This window comes from uncultured Pseudosulfitobacter sp., from assembly GCF_963976325.1.
Classification (GTDB): domain Bacteria; phylum Pseudomonadota; class Alphaproteobacteria; order Rhodobacterales; family Rhodobacteraceae; genus Pseudosulfitobacter.
Genome location: NZ_CAXBJW010000003.1, coordinates 361,578 through 379,556, shown reverse-complemented (window position 1 = coordinate 379,556; position 17,979 = coordinate 361,578). Strand labels below are relative to the sequence as shown.

At 62.4% G+C, this 17,979-nt stretch carries 19 protein-coding genes; 10 read left to right on the top strand and 9 right to left on the bottom strand.

All coding sequences use genetic code 11. The features are described 5' to 3' along the window. Nucleotides 1-57: 57 nt before the first annotated feature. The gene (locus AAC077_RS12970; protein WP_339770233.1) at nucleotides 58-513 is read right to left on the bottom strand and encodes a host attachment family protein; all 456 of its coding nucleotides are present in this window, start codon (nucleotides 511-513) and stop codon (nucleotides 58-60) included. 1 nt (nucleotide 514) lies between these two features. Beyond that, nucleotides 515-754, bottom strand: coding sequence for a hypothetical protein (locus AAC077_RS12965; protein WP_339770231.1), 240 nt, complete (start codon nucleotides 752-754; stop codon nucleotides 515-517). A gap of 117 nt (nucleotides 755-871) precedes the next feature. Here AAC077_RS12965 and AAC077_RS12960 point away from each other — a divergent pair, with 117 nt between their 5' ends. The 10 genes from AAC077_RS12960 to AAC077_RS12915 all read left to right on the top strand — a co-directional run bounded on the left by AAC077_RS12960 (nucleotide 872) and on the right by AAC077_RS12915 (nucleotide 11,815). Continuing rightward, complete coding sequence (locus tag AAC077_RS12960) at nucleotides 872-2,275, top strand: trypsin-like peptidase domain-containing protein (protein ID WP_339770229.1); 1,404 nt, start codon at nucleotides 872-874, stop codon at nucleotides 2,273-2,275. Continuing rightward, the gene (locus AAC077_RS12955; protein WP_339770227.1) at nucleotides 2,268-3,578 is read left to right on the top strand and encodes a replication-associated recombination protein A; all 1,311 of its coding nucleotides are present in this window, start codon (nucleotides 2,268-2,270) and stop codon (nucleotides 3,576-3,578) included. The genes AAC077_RS12960 and AAC077_RS12955 overlap by 8 nt, the downstream gene beginning before the upstream one ends. A gap of 742 nt (nucleotides 3,579-4,320) precedes the next feature. Beyond that, complete coding sequence (crcB, locus tag AAC077_RS12950; RefSeq protein WP_339770225.1) at nucleotides 4,321-4,701, top strand: fluoride efflux transporter CrcB; 381 nt, start codon at nucleotides 4,321-4,323, stop codon at nucleotides 4,699-4,701. After that, nucleotides 4,698-5,741, top strand: a complete 1,044-nt coding sequence (locus AAC077_RS12945) for an RluA family pseudouridine synthase (protein WP_339770223.1) — start codon at nucleotides 4,698-4,700, stop codon at nucleotides 5,739-5,741. The genes crcB and AAC077_RS12945 overlap by 4 nt, the downstream gene beginning before the upstream one ends. Next, nucleotides 5,738-6,421, top strand: a complete 684-nt coding sequence (locus tag AAC077_RS12940) for an HAD-IA family hydrolase (protein WP_339770221.1) — start codon at nucleotides 5,738-5,740, stop codon at nucleotides 6,419-6,421. Before AAC077_RS12945 ends, AAC077_RS12940 begins: the two co-directional genes overlap by 4 nt. Then, nucleotides 6,418-7,131, top strand: a complete 714-nt coding sequence (locus tag AAC077_RS12935) for an ATP12 family protein (protein ID WP_339770219.1) — start codon at nucleotides 6,418-6,420, stop codon at nucleotides 7,129-7,131. The genes AAC077_RS12940 and AAC077_RS12935 overlap by 4 nt, the downstream gene beginning before the upstream one ends. Before the next feature lie 194 nt (nucleotides 7,132-7,325). After that, complete coding sequence (locus AAC077_RS12930) at nucleotides 7,326-8,342, top strand: amino acid ABC transporter substrate-binding protein (RefSeq protein ID WP_339770217.1); 1,017 nt, start codon at nucleotides 7,326-7,328, stop codon at nucleotides 8,340-8,342. A 137-nt stretch (nucleotides 8,343-8,479) separates the two neighbouring features. Beyond that, nucleotides 8,480-9,718, top strand: a complete 1,239-nt coding sequence (locus AAC077_RS12925; RefSeq protein WP_339770215.1) for an ABC transporter permease subunit — start codon at nucleotides 8,480-8,482, stop codon at nucleotides 9,716-9,718. 3 nt (nucleotides 9,719-9,721) lie between these two features. After that, entirely contained in the window at nucleotides 9,722-11,020 is a 1,299-nt protein-coding gene (locus tag AAC077_RS12920; RefSeq protein WP_339770213.1) for an amino acid ABC transporter permease, read from the top strand. 15 nt (nucleotides 11,021-11,035) lie between these two features. Continuing rightward, complete coding sequence (locus AAC077_RS12915) at nucleotides 11,036-11,815, top strand: amino acid ABC transporter ATP-binding protein (protein WP_339770210.1); 780 nt, start codon at nucleotides 11,036-11,038, stop codon at nucleotides 11,813-11,815. A 24-nt stretch (nucleotides 11,816-11,839) separates the two neighbouring features. Here AAC077_RS12915 and AAC077_RS12910 read toward each other — a convergent pair whose 3' ends face one another. The 7 genes from AAC077_RS12910 to yidC form a co-directional block, all read right to left on the bottom strand. Then, nucleotides 11,840-12,331 (bottom strand): histidine phosphatase family protein, encoded by a 492-nt coding sequence (locus AAC077_RS12910; RefSeq protein WP_339770208.1) that lies wholly within the window; start codon nucleotides 12,329-12,331, stop codon nucleotides 11,840-11,842. Then, nucleotides 12,328-12,948, bottom strand: a complete 621-nt coding sequence (locus AAC077_RS12905) for a ferredoxin (protein WP_339770206.1) — start codon at nucleotides 12,946-12,948, stop codon at nucleotides 12,328-12,330. The genes AAC077_RS12910 and AAC077_RS12905 overlap by 4 nt, the downstream gene beginning before the upstream one ends. Beyond that, a complete protein-coding gene (locus tag AAC077_RS12900; RefSeq protein WP_339770204.1) occupies nucleotides 12,945-13,739 on the bottom strand; it encodes a sterol desaturase family protein in 795 nt (264 codons plus the stop codon). The genes AAC077_RS12905 and AAC077_RS12900 overlap by 4 nt, the downstream gene beginning before the upstream one ends. A gap of 70 nt (nucleotides 13,740-13,809) precedes the next feature. Further along, nucleotides 13,810-14,670, bottom strand: coding sequence for an acetylglutamate kinase (gene argB / locus AAC077_RS12895; RefSeq protein ID WP_339770202.1), 861 nt, complete (start codon nucleotides 14,668-14,670; stop codon nucleotides 13,810-13,812). Between the two features lie 48 nt (nucleotides 14,671-14,718). Continuing rightward, nucleotides 14,719-15,369: a ribosome biogenesis GTP-binding protein YihA/YsxC gene (gene yihA, locus AAC077_RS12890; protein ID WP_339770200.1), complete on the bottom strand. Its 651-nt coding sequence runs from the start codon at nucleotides 15,367-15,369 to the stop codon at nucleotides 14,719-14,721. Continuing rightward, the gene (locus AAC077_RS12885) at nucleotides 15,369-16,124 is read right to left on the bottom strand and encodes an MOSC domain-containing protein (RefSeq protein WP_339770199.1); all 756 of its coding nucleotides are present in this window, start codon (nucleotides 16,122-16,124) and stop codon (nucleotides 15,369-15,371) included. Before AAC077_RS12885 ends, yihA begins: the two co-directional genes overlap by 1 nt. Then, nucleotides 16,121-17,935 (bottom strand): membrane protein insertase YidC, encoded by a 1,815-nt coding sequence (gene yidC, locus AAC077_RS12880; RefSeq protein WP_339770197.1) that lies wholly within the window; start codon nucleotides 17,933-17,935, stop codon nucleotides 16,121-16,123. The genes AAC077_RS12885 and yidC overlap by 4 nt, the downstream gene beginning before the upstream one ends. Between the last annotated feature and the right edge of the window lie 44 nt (nucleotides 17,936-17,979).

Below are 17,979 nucleotides of genomic sequence, written 5' to 3'. Positions count from 1 at the left end.
CGCCGCCCCTGAACGGGGGCGGCGTTTTGCGTTTGTCGTTTTGCGTGTATCGGGGGCTTAGGCCGTTTCCAGCTCGTGCTTGACGATCTTCTCGATCTCGTTGACCGGATGGTTGGTCAGCGTTTTTGGAATTTCCGCGATGATCTTGCTGGTGACTTCCGAATGCATTTCGTCACGCAGAACGCCCAGCACCTGCGGGCTTGCGACGATGATCAGCTTGTCAAAGTGACCCTTGTGCGCTTCCTTGTACAACAGGTCTGAAAGGTCCTTGGCAAAGCGCTCTTTCGCCAGTTCGTGCCAATCCGTATCGTCCATCGCAGACCGTTGCTGAACGCCATTGTCCTGCATCCGTCCCGGACGGTTGGCCGATTGTTCGCGGTCCGACGGATTGTCCTGCTCTTCGGTGTCAGTCACCTCGAAGTTCGGGTCCTGAAGGTCCGTCAAATTGCGCATGAACAGGGCTTTTTCGCTGTCTGTGACAACGATCCAGGTGCCTTTTTCCATCTTGCCCATATCAGCTATCTCCTCCGGTTCCATGATGTCCGCCAAGATTGCCTTGGCCTTTTTCGTCCGACTTGTGGACACGTGTCGCACCCGCATCATTGCCCTTGTCGGTGCGTTTCAGCGTATCGCGCGTGCCGACCTTGCGTTCCAGATTGCCGCCTGCACGGCCTTGATCGGATGGGGTGTCGGCATCGTCGAGAAACTCTTTGGTTTCCTGTTTGCCGTCGTTGGATCGGTGACGTTCTGCCATGAGATGTCTCCTCTTTGTTCATCTAAGGACAAACGGTTGAGACACGCCGGTGGTTCCGCGCCGCGCTTGCAATTGCCGTCCCGTCTGGGCATATCCCAAGGGCAAACCGGAGGTGCCATGAGACGTTTCATCCTTGCCGCAACATTGGTTTTCACAGCTCTGGGCGCATCTCGGTTTGCGTTGGCACAGACCATGGACAAAGTCCCGCAAAGCCAGGGCGAAATCTCGCTCAGCTTCGCCCCTGTTGTGCGTCAGGCCGCGCCCGCCGTGGTCAACATCTATGCCAAATGGGTGACCGAGGCGCGTCAGACCCCGTTCATGAACGACCCCTTCTTCGAGCGGTTCTTCGAAGGCATGGGCCGTCCCGAACCCCGCGTTCAAAGCTCGCTTGGCTCGGGCGTGATCCTCAGCAGTGACGGGCTGATGGTCACCAACTATCATGTGGTCGGCATGGCCACCGAAATCCGCGTGGTGCTGACCGACCGCACCGAATACGCCGCCGACGTGCTGCTGGCCGATCAGGACAGCGATCTGGCGATCCTGCAACTGGTCGACGCGCATGACCTGCCCTTTGTCACCCTGCGCGACAGTGCCACGGTCGAGGTGGGCGAGCTGGTGCTGGCCATCGGCAACCCGTTCGGCGTGGGACAAACCGTGTCCAGCGGCATCGTGTCGGGTCTGGCGCGGTCCGGCGGGGCAGGTGGCGCCGGCCACGGTTATTTCATCCAGACCGACGCGCCGATCAACCCCGGCAACTCGGGCGGGGCGCTGGTGGACATGGGCGGCCGTGTAATTGGTATCAACACCCGCATCGTCAGCAAATCGGGCGGGTCGAACGGCATCGGCTTTGCGATCCCTGCGGGGCTGGTCCACAGCTTTGTCGAACAGGCACAGGCGGGGGCCACGTCCTTTGGCCGTCCGTGGGCGGGGATGACGGGGCAACCGGTTGACTATGACATGGCGCAGTCGCTGAACCTGCCGTCGGTCAGCGGCATTGTGGTGTCGGGCCTGCACCCCAGCAGCCCGTTCCTGTCCGCAGGGTTCAAAGTGGGCGACGTGATTGCTGCCGTTGATGGCTTGCCCGTCAACACACCGTCCGAAATGGTCTACCGCATGACCGTTGCGGGTCTGGGCAAGACTTCACAGATCACGCGGGTGCGCGACGGGCAATCGCAGGACGTGGCGGTGGAGCTGCTGGCCGCCCCCGATGATCCGCCCCGCGATCCGCAGACCTTTGGCCCGCGGTCGCGCTTTCCCGGGCTGACCGTGGCGCGCATCAATCCCGCGGTGATTGCCGAAATGAACCTGCCGATCGAGGCCGAGGGCGTTGTCGTCACGCAACTCGAAGGCCCCGCCGCACGGTCCGGCCTGCGCCCCGGGGACATCATCGAAACCCTGAACGATGTGCAAATCACCGATCCCGACAGCTTTGCCCAAGCATTGCAGGCTTCGGGCCGCTGGTATGCCTTCGGTCTGATCCGCGACGGACGCCGTGCAGGGCTGCGGTTGCGCGGTGGCTGATCTGTTTGACACCCCCGGCGGCGCGGAGCCGCCCGCCAAGGGCCGTCCGCTGGCCGACCGCTTGCGCCCTGCCAAGCTGGACGAGGTGATCGGGCAGGATCATATCCTTGGCCCTGACGCGCCGCTGGGCGTGATGTTGGCAGGGGACACCCTGAGCTCCCTGATTTTCTGGGGACCGCCCGGCGTGGGCAAGACCACCATCGCGCGGCTGCTGGCGGGCGAAACCGACCTGCATTTCGTGCAGATCAGCGCGATCTTTACCGGCGTGCAGGACCTGAAGAAGGTGTTCGAATCCGCCCGCATCCGCCGCCAGAACGGGCAGGGGACGCTGCTGTTCGTTGACGAGATTCACCGTTTCAACAAGGCGCAGCAGGACGGGTTCCTGCCCCACATGGAAGACGGCACCATCCTGTTGGTGGGGGCGACCACCGAGAACCCCAGTTTCGAGCTGAACGCCGCGCTTATGTCCCGCTCGCAGGTGCTGGTGCTGCAACGGCTTGAGTTGAAGGACCTTGAGCGGCTGGCCCAACGCGCCGAACAGGAACTGGACCGCGCCCTGCCGCTGGACGGCCCCGCCCGCGAGGCGTTGCTGGAAATGGCCGATGGCGACGGGCGGGCGCTGCTGAACCTGATCGAACAGGTCAGCGGCTGGAAGGTCGACGCGCCGCTTGGCCCCGACGCGCTGGCCACCCGCCTGATGCGCCGCGCGGCGCAATACGACAAAAGCGGCGAACATCATTACAACCTGATCAGCGCGCTGCACAAATCGGTGCGCGGGTCCGACCCCGACGCGGCGCTGTACTGGTTCGCGCGGATGCTGGAGGGCGGCGAAGACCCCCGCTATCTGGCGCGCCGCATCACCCGCATGGCGGTCGAGGACATCGGCCTGGCCGATCCCAATGCGCAGGCGGTCTGTCTGCAAAGCTGGGAAACCTACGAGCGTCTTGGCAGCCCCGAGGGCGAGCTGGCACTGGCGCAGGCGCTGACCTATCTTGCGCTGGCCCCGAAATCGAACGCGGCTTACGTCGCCTACAAGGCGGCGCGGCAGGCGGCGAAAAAGACCGGCTCGATGATGCCGCCCAAACACATCCTGAACGCGCCCACCGGCATGATGAAGGATCAGGGCTACGGGTCGGGCTATGCCTATGACCACGATGCCGAGGACGGGTTTTCGGGGCAGAACTATTTCCCCGACGGGATGAAGCGGCCTGTTCTGTACAATCCGGTTGAGCGTGGCTTTGAGCGGGATTTGAAGAAACGGCTGGATTACTTTGTGAAGCTGCGGGCCAAGCGGGAAGGGTGAGGGTCTGGCCAAACCGACTGTTGTGTCACATGGCAGGCTCTAGGGCCCTGACGCTAAAAGTCCTCAAAATGCCGAAGACGACGTCTTCAACCCACAACCGGATGGATCAAGGGAGCCAAAAATGCTCGGATTGATTGCTTTGCTGGCTTCTTTGATTTGTTCTGGCGTATGGCTTTTCATGTTGTTTTCGGGCGGTAAATCCGAGTTTGTTTTTGGCAAGCGCTTTGAAACTTAGATGTTCCTTAGTGTTGGTTGCGCAGTCGTCGCTACAATTCTGCTTCGGATTGGCATTTGAGCGAGAAGCCGAACCGTTCGATACGCGCATCTGATCCAAGGTCATCGAGTCCCATCGACCGGCACCAGTGCAGATTTCGGCGAACGCGAGGACCGACCACATCCGCATTTCCCGCGCGCGGGACAAGGCCGCAGGCCGCCGCGCATCGCCGGGCCGTCCGCCGGCACGGCGATTTGGCTGCTGTGGTGGGTAACAGATAGGAAGGACGTGTTTGGCCGCCATTAAGTGCCAGGCACTAAGGTTGGATCGCCGCACCACGGCCCGACGATGCGCGGCTTTGCGAACGGCAACTATGTTCGCCGGACTTTTGACGCAGGGCGGGTAAATGTCTGTGTCGGGTCGGATCGGCCTGACACGGCGCGCTGAGAGCCAAAGGTTCCCCTGCGCACCCAATGCGAAAGCCGAGGAAAACTTGACTCTTCCGCGTGGCCGCGCGATGGACGCGCCATGATCTCGACCCTACCCCTTGTTGCCCTCGGCGGTGCTATCGGTGCCAGCCTGCGCTATTTGTTTGGCGTGGCCGTTATGCGCATGTTCGGTGCCACCCCGTTCCCCCTTGCGATCATCGGGGTCAACGTCATCGGGTCGATCCTGATGGGCGTGTTCGTGGTGGCTGCGGCACAGCGGGGGCTGACGCATTTGTCGCCCCTGGTGATGACGGGGCTGCTGGGCGGGTTCACCACATTTTCCGCCTTTTCGCTGGAAACCGTCGGCCTGATCGAGCGGGGCCAGTATGGCTTTGCCGTGGCCTATGTCACCCTGTCCGTGGGGTGTTCGGTGCTGGGCCTGATGCTGGGCATGACACTTGCCCGAGGAGCTTTTGTATGAGCCGTGTTCAAACCGTCACCGTGGCCCCGGACGAGGCCGACCAGCGACTGGATCGCTGGATGAAAAAGCGGTTTCCGCAGGTCAGCCAGGGCATGATCGAAAAATTCTGCCGCAAGGGCGAAATCCGTGTCGAAGGCGGGCGGGTGAAATCCGCGACCCGTCTTGAGGCGGGGCAAACCGTGCGCATTCCGCCGCTGCCAGACGAGGCCGCGCCGGTGATCCAGCGCACGCGCATTTCCGATGCCGACGCCAAGATGATCCGCAACTGTGTGATCTACCGCGACGATCACGTCATCGCGCTGAACAAGCCCCCCGGTCTGGCCGTGCAAGGTGGCTCGGGTCAGGCAGATCGCCATGTTGACGCGCTGTCGGATGCGCTGATCTTCGATGCCGAGGAAAAACCGCGCCTTGTGCACCGGTTGGACCGTGACACGTCGGGCGTTCTGCTGCTGGCGCGCACGCGGCTGGCGGCCAAGGCGCTGACCGCGTCGATGCGCCACCGCGAGACCCGCAAGATTTACTGGGCCATCGTCGCCGGTGTGCCCACGCCCTATCTGGGCGAGGTGCGTTACGGGCTGGTCAAGGCCGGCGGTCACGGCAAGGGCGGCGAGGGCGAAAAGATGATCGCCGTGCACCCGCGCGACGTGGACAGCACGCCGGGCGCGAAACGCGCGCACACGTTGTATGCCACGCTGTTTCGCGTGGGGTCGCGTGCGTCGTGGGTGGCGCTGGAGCCGATCACCGGCCGCACACACCAGTTGCGCGCGCACATGGCCGAAGTGGGCCACCCGATTGTCGGTGACGGCAAATACGGCGGCTCGGGTCAGGAAAACATGGGCGACGGCTGGGGCGCGCAACTGGGTGGGATCATTTCCAAAAAACTGCACCTGCACGCGCGGATGATGCGGTTCGAACATCCGCACACCCGCAAGGTGATCACGGTGACGGCGGAACTGCCCGATCACATGGCGCACAGTTGGGACACCTTCGGCTGGACCGAAGATCTGGCCGCAGAAGACCCGTTCGAGTCGTTGCAATGACATCACCGCTGCGGCTGGTGATATTCGACGTGGACGGCACGCTGGTCGACAGTCAGGGGCATATCGTCGCCTCGATGACCATGGCGTTCAACGCATTGGGCGTGGCCGTGCCCGACCGCGCTGCGATCCTTGGGATTGTGGGGCTGTCGCTGGAGGTGGCCATGCCGGTGCTGGCGCCTGCGCTGACCCCGACGCAGCACGCCGCATTGGTGCAGGGCTACAAGGACAGCTACCGCACGCTGCGTCTGGCCCATGGCGCCGCCGAGGCGTCGCCGCTGTATCCCGGCGCGTTGGAAACCTTGCAAAAGCTGCACCGGCACGACGACATCCTGCTGGGCATCGCCACCGGCAAATCCAAACGCGGCCTTGATGCGCTGATCGAGGCGCACGGGCTGGAACGCATGTTCGTCACCCGCCAATGCGCCGATTTCCATCCCTCTAAGCCGCATCCGTCGATGATCCACACCGCCCTGGCCGAGGCGGGCGTTGACGCGGCACATGCGGTGATGGTCGGCGACACCAGCTATGACATGGACATGGCGCAGGCCGCCGGGGTGACCGGCATCGGCGTCACCTGGGGCTATCACGCCCCCGCCGCGCTGGCGGCGGCCACCCACATCGTGCAGGGGTTCGACGCGCTGCACACCATCATCACGACACAATGGAGCCTGCCCGTATGAGCGAGTGGAAGCAAAAGAAGTTCTGGACCAAGTCAGAGGTGACCGAAGCCGAGGGCGGCTTTGGCGTTGCACTGGACGGGCGGGGCGTGAAAACGCCCGCCAAGGCGCCGCTGGTGGTGCCGTCGCGCGCCATGGCGCAGGCGATTGCCGACGAATGGGCAGCGCAAGAGGGCACCGTGGACCCGATGACCATGCCGTTCACCCGCAGCGCCAATGCGGCCATCGACAAGGTGCGTATCCAGCACGCCGAGGTGGCCGATCTGGTCGCGGCCTATGGCGACGCTGACCTGTTGTGCTACCGCGCGGCAAACCCCGAAGGGCTGGTGGCGCGGCAGGCCGAGCGGTGGGACCCGCTGCTGGACTGGGCGCAGGACACGCTGGGGGTCCGGCTGGTGACGCTTCGGGGCGTGATGCACGTGCCCCAGGACCCGTTAGCGCTAGAGGTTTTGGTGCGCGAGACCCATGCGCTGGACCCGTACGAGCTGACCGGATTTCACGATCTTGTCAGCCTGTCGGGGTCGCTGATCATCGGCTTCGCGGCCTTGCATGACGCTAAGGCAACCTCTGATTTGTGGCACCTTTCGCGTCTGGACGAGGAATGGCAGGCCGAATTCTGGGGCAATGACGACGAAGCAGACGCCCATGCGGCGATCAAGAAGGCCTCGTTTTTACACGCAAAATCCTTTGTGGATGCGCATCGCGCGGGCTGAATTTAACGCGCGCCAAAAACATGGGCGTCCGGTCCCGCCGATCCATCGTTTTCGGTGATCCTACTCTTGACGTAGCAAGATGAATCCGACCACACTGACCCTTATCGACAGGGCAAATCCCTGTTTGCATGACTTCCGGCTACAAAAGACGGAGGTGCCGCCCGAACGGGGTGGAAAATCAGGAAGAGGTAAAAATGAAAAAATCAATATTCTTTGGTGCGTTGACAGTTGCTGGCCTTGCGGCCGGTGTGGCAGCGGCTGGCACTCTTGACGATGTCAAGGCACGCGGCAAGCTGAACTGCGGCGTTGTGACCGGTCTTGCCGGTTTTGGCGCGCCGAACGCAGATGGCCGCTGGGAAGGTTTTGACGTTGCAGTCTGCCGTGCTGTTGCCGCTGCTGTTCTGGGTGACGGCGACGCTGTCGAATTCATTCCGACGACTGCCAAAACACGCTTTACCGCGTTGGCCTCGGGCGAAATCGACATGCTGGCCCGCAACACCACATGGACCTTCTCGCGCGATGTTGACCTGAAGTTCAACTTTGTCGGCGTCAACTATTACGACGGTCAGGGCTTCATGGCGCCCAAAGCGTTGGGCGTTTCTTCGGCCAAGGATCTGGACGGCGCGACCGTCTGCATCCAGACCGGCACCACGACCGAGCTGAACCTGGCGGATTTCTTCCGCACCAACAACATCAGCTACGAGCCGGTTCCGATCGAAACCAACGCCGAAGCGCAACAGCAGTACCTGGCGGGTGCATGTGACGTGTACACAACCGACGCATCGGGTCTGGCTTCGTCACGCGCGACGTTCGAAAACCCCGGCGATCACATCCTGCTGCCCGAAATCATCTCGAAAGAGCCGCTGGGCCCGCTGGTCCGTCACGGCGATGACGAATGGGCTGATGCGGTTCGCTGGACTTTGAACGCCCTGATCGCTGCGGAAGAGCTGGGTGTGACCTCGGCCAACGTTGGCGAAATCGGCACCAGCACCAACAACCCCGAGGTCAAGCGCCTGTTGGGCACCGAAGGTACGTTGGGCGAAATGTTGGGCCTGAACGCGGACTGGGCGGCAAAAGCCATCGCAGTTGGCGGCAACTACGGTGAAATCTTTGCCAAGAACATCGGTGAAGAAACGCCCATCGGTCTGGCCCGTGGCCTGAACGCACAGTGGACGAACGGCGGCCTGCTGTATTCGCCCCCGTTCCGTTAAGCTGAACATGCCGAAGGGCGCGGGACACACCCGCGCCCTTCGCGCGACCGGCATAATTGCCAGACAAAGACGACAAAATGAACCGGCCGGAAGAAGCATCAAAAGATGCGCAGGCACGGGACACAGGGAACAGTTTCATGACAACACTCACCGACCCCCCCAAGGGTGCGTTCCGGCCATCTATGCTGCTGTACGATTCGCGCTATCGCTCGCTGACGTTGCAGGCAATTGCGGCCATCGTTCTGGCGCTGTGCTTTTTGTACCTATATTCAAATGTCGCCGCCAACCTGCGCGCTGCGGGTCTGAATATTTCCTATGACTTCCTGGGAAACACCGCCGGCTATGACATCAACCAGTCGCTGATCGACTATTCCAGCCAGTCGACCAACTGGCGTGCCGCGATTGTTGGCATTCTGAACACGCTGCTTGTGGCCTTTCTGGCCTGTATCACGGCCACGGTCTTTGGTGTGCTGGCGGGTGTGCTGCGCCTGTCCCCCAACTGGCTGGTGCGCAAGCTGATGGCGTTCTACGTCGAAATTTTCCGCAACATTCCGGTGCTGATCTGGATCATCATCATCTTCACCATCATGACGGCGGTGCTGCCTGCACCCAGCGCGTTCCGTGGTGAAGACCCCGACAGTTCGATGCTGTTCAACCTGGCCGCCTTTACCAACCGCGGCGTCTATATTCCCGGTCCCTATTTCACACGCGGTTTCGGTGCCGAAGGCAACGGTGCGCTGAACTGGCTGCTGGTGATCGCGGTGTTGGTGGGATCGCTGATTGCGACCCGCATGGTGACGGCCTCGGCCAATGCCAAACAGGCCGCAACCGGCGTGCGTCCCAAAACGCTTTGGCTGAATCTGGGCATCTGGTTTGTGCCGATCATCGTGGTTCTGTTCGCACTGGGCCTGACCTGGGACATTCCCGAGCTTAAAGGGTTCAACTTTGGTGGTGGCCTGAAGGTCGGCGCGCCGCTGATCGCGCTGTGGTTCGCCCTGTCGATCTACACCGGTGCCTTTATCGCGGAAAACGTCCGTGCGGGCATTCAGGCCGTGTCCAAGGGCCAGACCGAAGCCGCCGCAGCCCTGGGCCTGCGTCCGCGCCGTGTCATGGGCCTTGTGGTGCTGCCGCAGGCGCTGCGGGTGATCATCCCGCCGCTGATTTCGCAATATCTGAACATCACCAAGAACTCGTCACTGGCGATTGCCGTGGGCTATGCCGACATCACCGCGACGCTGGGCGGGATCACCCTGAACCAGACGGGCCGCGCGATTGAATGCGTGCTGCTGCTGATGCTGTTCTATCTGGTTATCTCGTTGCTGATCTCGGCGTTCATGAACGTCTACAACAACAACATGAAGCTGAAGGAGCGCTGAGCCATGTCGGATACACATGCAGAATCCATCCGCTTCGTGCGTGAAACTACCTTGCCGCAGGCGGAGCCGCCTGTGGCCGAACGGGGCATCTACAAATGGGGCCGCGAGAACCTGTTTGCCACGCCTGCCAACGCCATCCTGACGCTGGTGTCGCTTTACGTGATCTACCTGGTGCTGTCGGGGGTCCTGCCGTGGCTGCTGAATGGTGTGTGGAATGCGGGCAGCCTTTCTGAGTGCCGCGAAATTCTGGGCGGTCAGACAGGCGGCTGTTTCGCCGTTCTTGTCGACCGCTGGAACCAGTTGCTGTTCGGTTTCAAATACCCCTCCGACCAATACTGGCGTCCGACGCTGGCCTTTGTGCTGTTCTTTGTCGCAATCGCGCCTGTGCTGTTCTTTGATCTGCCGCGCAAGCTGTTGGGCTTTACCGCGATCTTTCCGTTTCTGGCCTACTGGCTGATCTGGGGCGGTCCGATCCTTGTTCCCGTGGTGGCGCTATTGGGCGTTGCCGTTGGCTATCTTGTCTATGCCCGTCTGGTCACCCAAAGCTTTGCCGGCGGTTTCTTTGGCGGTATCGCGGCGGCAGCGGTCGTGTGGTTTGTGGGCGGCTATATCGTGGATGCCACCAGCGGCCCCACGTCGATGCTGAGCGCGGTGGCAAGCCGTGATCTGGGCGGCTTCATGCTGAACTTTATGCTGGGGGTGACCTGTGTGTCGCTGTCGGTGCCCATCGGCATCGCGCTGGCACTGGGGCGGCAATCGTCGATGCCGCTGATCAAATGGGTCAGCGTGGTGTTCATCGAATTCATTCGCGGTGTGCCGCTGATCACCCTGCTGTTCGTGGCAAGCGTGATGCTGGCCTATTTCTTCCCGCCTGAATCGACTGTTGATCTGTTCCTGCGGGTGGTCATCATGATGACCATGTTCTCGTCGGCCTATATCGCCGAGGTGATCCGTGGTGGTCTTGCAGCCCTGCCCAAGGGGCAATACGAGGCAGCCGACAGTCTGGGGCTGGATTACGCGCAGGCCATGCGCCTGATCATCCTGCCGCAGGCTTTGAAAATCTCGATCCCCGGCATCGTCAACATCGCGGTGGGCCTGTTCAAGGACACCACGCTGGTTTCGGTGATTTCCTTGTTCGACCTGGTCGGCATGATCCGCGGGCCGATCCTGGCTTCAACCGACTGGAACGGCGTCTACTGGGAGCTGTTGGGCTTTGCCGCCTTGCTGTTCTTTGTCGTCTGCTACGGCATTTCGCAATATTCGCAGTGGCTGGAACGCCGTCTTGCGACAGACCACCGTTAAGAGAGAGGTTCAGACATGACTGAAGCCGTAAAATCGCCCACCCAAATGACTGTCTCGGACGAGGTGGCCATTTCCATCCACAAGATGAACAAATGGTATGGCACGTTCCACGTGCTGCGCGACATCGACCTGACGGTGAACCGGGGCGAACGCATCGTGATCTGCGGGCCGTCAGGTTCGGGGAAATCGACGCTGATTCGCTGCATCAACGCGCTGGAAGAGCACCAGAAGGGCACGATCGAAGTCGACGGCACGCTGTTGTCTTCGGATCTGAAAAACATCGACAAGATCCGGTCCGAGGTTGGCATGTGCTTTCAGCACTTTAACCTGTTCCCGCATCTGACCATTCTGGAAAACTGCACGCTGGCCCCGATCTGGGTGCGCAAGACGCCCAAGCGCGAGGCCGAAGAAACGGCGATGCATTTCCTGGAAAAGGTGAAGATCCCCGATCAGGCCGACAAATACCCCGGCCAGTTGTCGGGCGGTCAGCAACAGCGTGTGGCCATCGCGCGCAGCTTGTGCATGCGTCCGCGCATCATGCTGTTCGACGAACCCACATCGGCGCTGGACCCCGAGATGATCAAAGAGGTTCTGGACACCATGATCGAGCTGGCCGAAGAAGGCATGACCATGCTGTGCGTCACCCACGAGATGGGCTTTGCCCGTCAGGTGGCGAACCGCGTGATCTTTATGGATCAGGGCCAGATCGTCGAACAGAACGAACCCGAAGAGTTCTTTAACAACCCGCAGTCGCCGCGGACGCAGTTGTTCCTTAGCCAGATTCTGGGTCACTAACAGCGTCGCGCCTGTGGGCGCGGCCTACATCACATCGCTGGGAATTGCGAAATCCATCGGCTGGCCTTTGTGCCAGCCGATGTCGTTCCAGCCATCCACATCAAACCGCACCACCAGCGTGGCACAGGTGGGATAGTCGGCAAACCGCACATGGTCGGGCCGCGTGGCGCACAGGTGCCACGCCATTTCTCCGATGCCGGGGTTGTGGCCCAACATCAGGACCGTTGGCGCGGTTGCCTTGCGCAAGATGCCCAGCATCGCATCGGGGTCTTGCAGGTACAGTTCGCGCGTGACCGTCGCGGGTGTGTCAAACCCCAGCCTGTCATAGGTTTCGACCGTGCGCGTGGCCGAGGACACCAGCGCCGCGTCAGGCACATGCCCCCCTGTCCGCAGCCAGTGGCCCATGGCCCGCGCCCCGTCGCGCCCGCGTGCGTTCAGCGGGCGGTCGTGGTCGTTCAGGGTGGCAAGGTTCCAGTCGGATTTGGCATGGCGCATCAGGATCAGGGTGCAGGTCATGTCGGGTGAAAGGCCTTCATATGAAAGTGTGATTGGGCAGCGGGGCGGTCAAAGCGTTGGCTGACAGGGCAGGCATTGCGCACCTTGCAGCCGTTGATCATGCAGTCGTTGCCTGCATCGGTGTTCAGAAACGCCTTGCAGGCCGGAACGTCATAGGGCGGCGTGTCTGACAGCGCGCCGACAGGGCAGGCCGTGATGCAGGGTTTGCCGGCGCAGGTGTCGCAGGGGCTGGTTGCGTCTGGCGGTGGCACGTCGGGAATGCCGTCAAAGATCAGCGCCCCCCGGATCGAGATCATCAAACCTGCGGTGTCGTGCACCATCATGCCCACAGGGCTTTGGAAAAAGCGACCCGTGTCCATGGCCCAAGCGATAAACGGCGCATAGGGTGGCCCGTCAGACGGAAAGGCGGTGGCGGCGCCAAAGGTTTCTGCCATCGCGCCGATGATGCGTTTCGACCAGCGGTCCACGGGATGCGGTGCGCCATCGCTGTATTCGGGGCTGGCGCTGAACACCGCCCAGAACCCCGCATCGCAGCCCACCAGCACGCGCCCCCCGCTGGCGCCCATGACCATCATCCCGTGCGGCGCACAGGCGTCAGAGATGGCGCGCAGGGTCATTTGCGCAGGAACGGCAGCGTCAGCGACCAGCCAAAGCGGGACGGGCGGTCGTCCTGCCATTGCAGGCCGGTCTGCATGTCGTCGTGGCCGCCCTGCGGCTGGGCGATATAGGTGCCGAACAGCCGGTCCCAGAGCGACAGCGAAAAGCCGTAGTTGCTGTCATGTTCGGCACGGTCCACCGAATGGTGCACGCGGTGCATGTCTGGGGTCACCAGCACGCGGCGCAGCACAGCGTCGGCCCACGCGGGCAGGGCGATGTTGGAATGGTTGAACATGGCGGTGCCGTTCAGGATCACCTCGAACAGCACCACGGCCAGGGCTGCGGGGCCGATCAGATAGACCAGCGCGATTTTCAGCAGCATCGACAGCGCAATCTCCAGCGGGTGAAAGCGGATGGCAGTGGTCACGTCCATGTCGACATCGGCGTGGTGCACACGGTGCAACCGCCACAGCAGGGGCACCTTGTGCGTCACCAGATGCTGCGCCCAGATCGCCAGGTCAAAGATCAGCACCGCCAGCGTAATCTCGACCCACGCGGGCCAGTGCAGCATGTTGAACAGCCCCCAGCCATTGGCCGTCGCATCCACCGCCGCGCCCACGGCCAGCAAGGGCAGGGCCAGCGCCAGCAGGCGCAGGGCGGCGGTGCTGGCCAGGATGATACCCCAGTTGGTCGCCCAACGCCGCGCGCGGCCCTGCGTGCGCGCACGGCGGGGGATCAGCACCTCGGCCAGCGCCAACAGGGCGAACAGGCCCAGAAAGACGCCAAGGCGAAGGGTGGTTTCATGTTCCATGCAACGTAGGTAGCCGCCCGAGACGCGCCTGCCAAGCGGCGGCGCGTCACATCAGCGTCAGGGCAGGCGGTCAGCGGCGAATGATGCTGCCCGCGCCGTGGTCAGTGAACAGCTCCAGCAGGCAGGCATTGGGCGCACGCCCGTCCAGAATGACAACCGCCCGCACGCCCGACGCGATGGCGTCCAGCGCGGTTTCGGTCTTGGGGATCATGCCGCCCGCGATGGTGCCGTCGGCGGTCATCTCGCGGATCTGTGCTGCGGTCATTTCGGTCACGACCTCGCCCTCGGCGTTCTTCACGCCCGACACGTCCGTCAGCAACAGCAGCCGGTCGGCCTTGAGCGCGCCGGCAATGGCGCCCGCCGCCGTGTCGCCGTTGATGTTGAACGTCTCGCCATTGGCACCGGACCCCAGCGGCGCGATGACCGGAATGATTTCCTGTGCGAACAGGGTTTCCAGAATGCGCGGGTCCATCTTGCTGGGCGTGCCGACGAGACCCAGGGCGGGGTCGGTGGGCACACATTCGATCAGGTTCGCATCCTTGCCCGACAGGCCCACGGCACGGCCGCCCTGGGCATTGATCGCCTGCACGATACGTTTGTTGACCAGACCGGACAGGACCATTTCGACCACGTCCATCGTCGCCTTGTCGGTGACCCGCTTGCCGTTCACAAATTCGGACTTGATGTCCAGCTTTTCCAGCATGGCGTTAATCATCGGCCCGCCACCGTGGACGATCACCGGGTTCACGCCCACCTGCCGCATCAGCACCACGTCGGCGGCAAATGTCGCCATCGCCTCGTCGCTGCCCATGGCGTGACCGCCCAGCTTGATCACCACGCGCGCGCCGGAATACCGCTGCATATAGGGCAAGGCCTGGCTGAGTGTACGGGCTGTGGCGATCCAGTCGCGGTTCATATCTTGCTTTCTCATATGCGTCCCTCGGGCCCTTTTATCGACAAAGGCTGCGGCACCTTCAAGTTATTCCAGCGTGGAAATCAGCGCACGCAAGGTGGGGATGCCCCAGCCCTTTTCGCTGCTGGTGACGACAATCTCGGGATAGGCGGCCGGGTGTTTGGCCAGCGCACCGCGCACCTGTTCGATGATCGCTGCGCGCTCGGCCTCTTTGACCTTGTCGGCCTTGGTCAGGATCACCTGAAAAGTCACGGCGGAACTGTCCAGCAGGGACATGATCTCGTCATCGACCTTCTTGATGCCGTGGCGCGCATCCACCAGCACAAAGGCACGGCGCAGGGTCTGCCGCCCGCCAAGGTACTGTTTCAGCAGCCGCTGCCATTTTTCGACCACCTGCAAGGGCGCGTTGGCATAGCCATAGCCGGGAAGGTCGACCAGATACAGCTCATCCCCGGCGGTGAAAAAGTTGATCTCTTGCGTGCGGCCGGGCGTGTTCGATGCCCGCGCCAGCGCCTTGGTGCCGGTCAGCGCGTTGATCAGGCTGGATTTGCCCACGTTCGACCGGCCGGCAAAGCACACTTCCATACGGTCGGGATCGGGCAGGCCGGACATGGCCACCACGCCTTTGACGAATACGGTTTCGCCCGCGAACAGCAGGCGGCCCTTTTCGGCGGTCTGTGCGTCCGGCTCTTCCGCCAGTTTGAAATTGACTTGCATCACAGCACCTCGACCTTGTCGCCCACAGAAATATCGCCGCCCTTGGTCACCTCGGCGTAGATGCCGAAATCCTGATGGCCGAACTGCCCGCGCAGCGCACCCAACGTATCGGCATCGCGCACACCGTTGTGCGGGTTTGCCGCGGTGTGCATACACCGTTTGATCCGCTCGCGCGCGTGCAGCACGGTGTCGCCAATGGCGATGTCGCGGTCAACCCAGTCAAATTCGGCCCATGTGTCCAGCCCGTCCAGCCAGATGTTGCCGCGCCAGCGTTCTTTTTCCAGCGGCTGGCCCAGCACATCCTGCACGGCGGCGTGGGACGCGGCGTTCATGATGGAAATCGACGGAAAGGCGCTGTCGGTCAGGCCACGGCCCTGCACGGTTGCAATACCGTCGGGCATCGGGCGGTCGGCGGGGCACAGCGGCGTGACCCAGGCGATAAACCGTTGCACGTCGTCCGGGTCATCGGGGCGGAACGTCAGGCTGCCCAGATCGACATGGGTCAGCGTGACGGTGCGCGTGTCCTCGTCCAGCTTGGCCCACAGGCCCGCCAGTTTGGGCGTCAGGGTGCCCAGCATAAAGTTGCGGCAGGCCACCCATTCGGGGGCCTGCGCATCAAATTTGGTCTTGTCATGGGTCACGGCCCAGGTGCGATCCCAAGGCATCGTCTGCCCCGGGGCCAGCGTGACGGTCTTGATCGCCTCGCGCCCGTGGCTTTTGATGGGATGGCGCCACAGGGCCGCGACGGTGATCATTTCTTGGCGTCCTTGGGCGTGCGTTTGAACCCGCCCTTGATGTTGCCAAGGATGTCGGGCGTGTACCCCTGCGAGCGCATGATCAGGTACTGTTGCGTGAACGTGATCGTGTTGTTCGCGATCCAGTAGACCACCAGCCCGCTGGCAAACCCGCCCAGCATGAACATGAACACCCAAGGCATCCACGCAAAGATCATCTGCTGCGTGGCGTCTGTGGGGGCCGGGTTCAGTTTCTGTTGCAGGAACATCGAGATGCCCAGCAGCAGCGGCAGGATACCGATGAAGATCAGCGCCAGCGTCGTGCCCGCATCGGGTGCGGCCCAGGGCAGCAGTCCGAACAGGTTATAGATCGAGGTGGGGTCAGGCGCGCTGAGATCCTGGAAGGGGCCAAAGAACGGCGCGTGGCGCAATTCGATCGTGACGAAAATCACCTTGTAGAGCGAGAAAAAGATCGGGATCTGCATCAGGATCGGCAGACAGCCCGCGGCGGGGTTCACCTTGTTCTTCTTGTACAGCTCCATCATGCCCTGCTGGACCTTCTGGCGGTCGTCGCCGGCATCGGCTTTCATCTTCTCCATCTCGGGCTGCAATTCTTTCATGCGCGCCATCGAGACGTAGGATTTGTAGGCCAGCGGGAACAGCACGGCCTTGATGATCAGGGTCAGGGTGATGATCGACAGACCCATGTTGCCGATCAGCTTGTGCAACTCGTGCAGCAGCCAGAAGATCGGCTTGGTCAGGAAAAAGAACCAGCCCCAGTCGATGCTGTCGACAAAGCCGTTGATGCCCGCCTTTTGATAGGCTTGCAGAACTTCCCATTCCTTGGGGCCTGCGAACATCTGGGTGTCACTGGTGATGGTCTGGCCCGGCTCGACCGTGCGCGTGGGCAAACGGGTGACCGCGCGGTAGACGTTGGCGGCCTGGTCGTAGGTCAGCGCCTGGTCAAAGGTTGTGCCGGCTTCGGGGACAAGGATGGTCTGCCAGTAGTGATCCGAAAAGCCGATCCAGCCTTCGGTGACGTCCTTGGTGACGATGGCGGGGCGGCCCCATGCGGGGTCGACATCGGCATCGGGAATTTCGTCCCATTTGGTTTCCGACAGCTCGCCGTTGGCCATGGCCACAGCGCCCTCGTGCAGGATGAAGAATTTCTTCAGACCCGATGGCTCGCCATGGCGCACGACCATGCCGTAGGGCGCGGCGCGCACGGCGGTGTCGCTGTTGTTGCTCAGGGTCTGGACGATGTTGAACATATATTCGCCATCCACCGAAATCTCGCGGCGGAAGGTCAGGCCGTTGCCGTTGTCCCATTCCAGCGTGATCGGTGTGTCGACGGTCAGCGCGCCTGCGCCCACTTGGGTCCACTCGGTTGACGGGCCGGGGACCGCATCGGCGGGCAGGTCGCCTGCGGGGGCCCAGCCTTGTAGCGCGTAATAGGCGTCGGGCGATCCGACGGGGGCCAGCATGGTGACGATGTCAGAGTCAGGCTCGATCGTCACGTGATAGTCTTTCAGGCGCAGTTGGTCGATACGGCCCCCGGCCAGCGAGATCGAGCCGTCCAGGCGGGCGGTGTCGATCTGGATGCGCGGTGCTTCCACGGCTTCGACGGGCGCCTGGGTTACAGGTGCGGCCGCGTCGGGCTGGTTCGCGGCCCCTGCGGGCACGGTTGCCGTGCCGTCGGTGGTCTGCACCTGTTCGGTCGGAGTGTCCAACGCCGGATCGGGTTCCGGCGGCGGGAACATCACGAACCAGACAAGGATCACGACGAAGCTGAGAGCTGTTGCAAGAATAAGGTTCTTGTTCTGATCGTCCATAGGGACAGGCACCTGCGCAATTTGTATATCACGCAGGGTTCAAC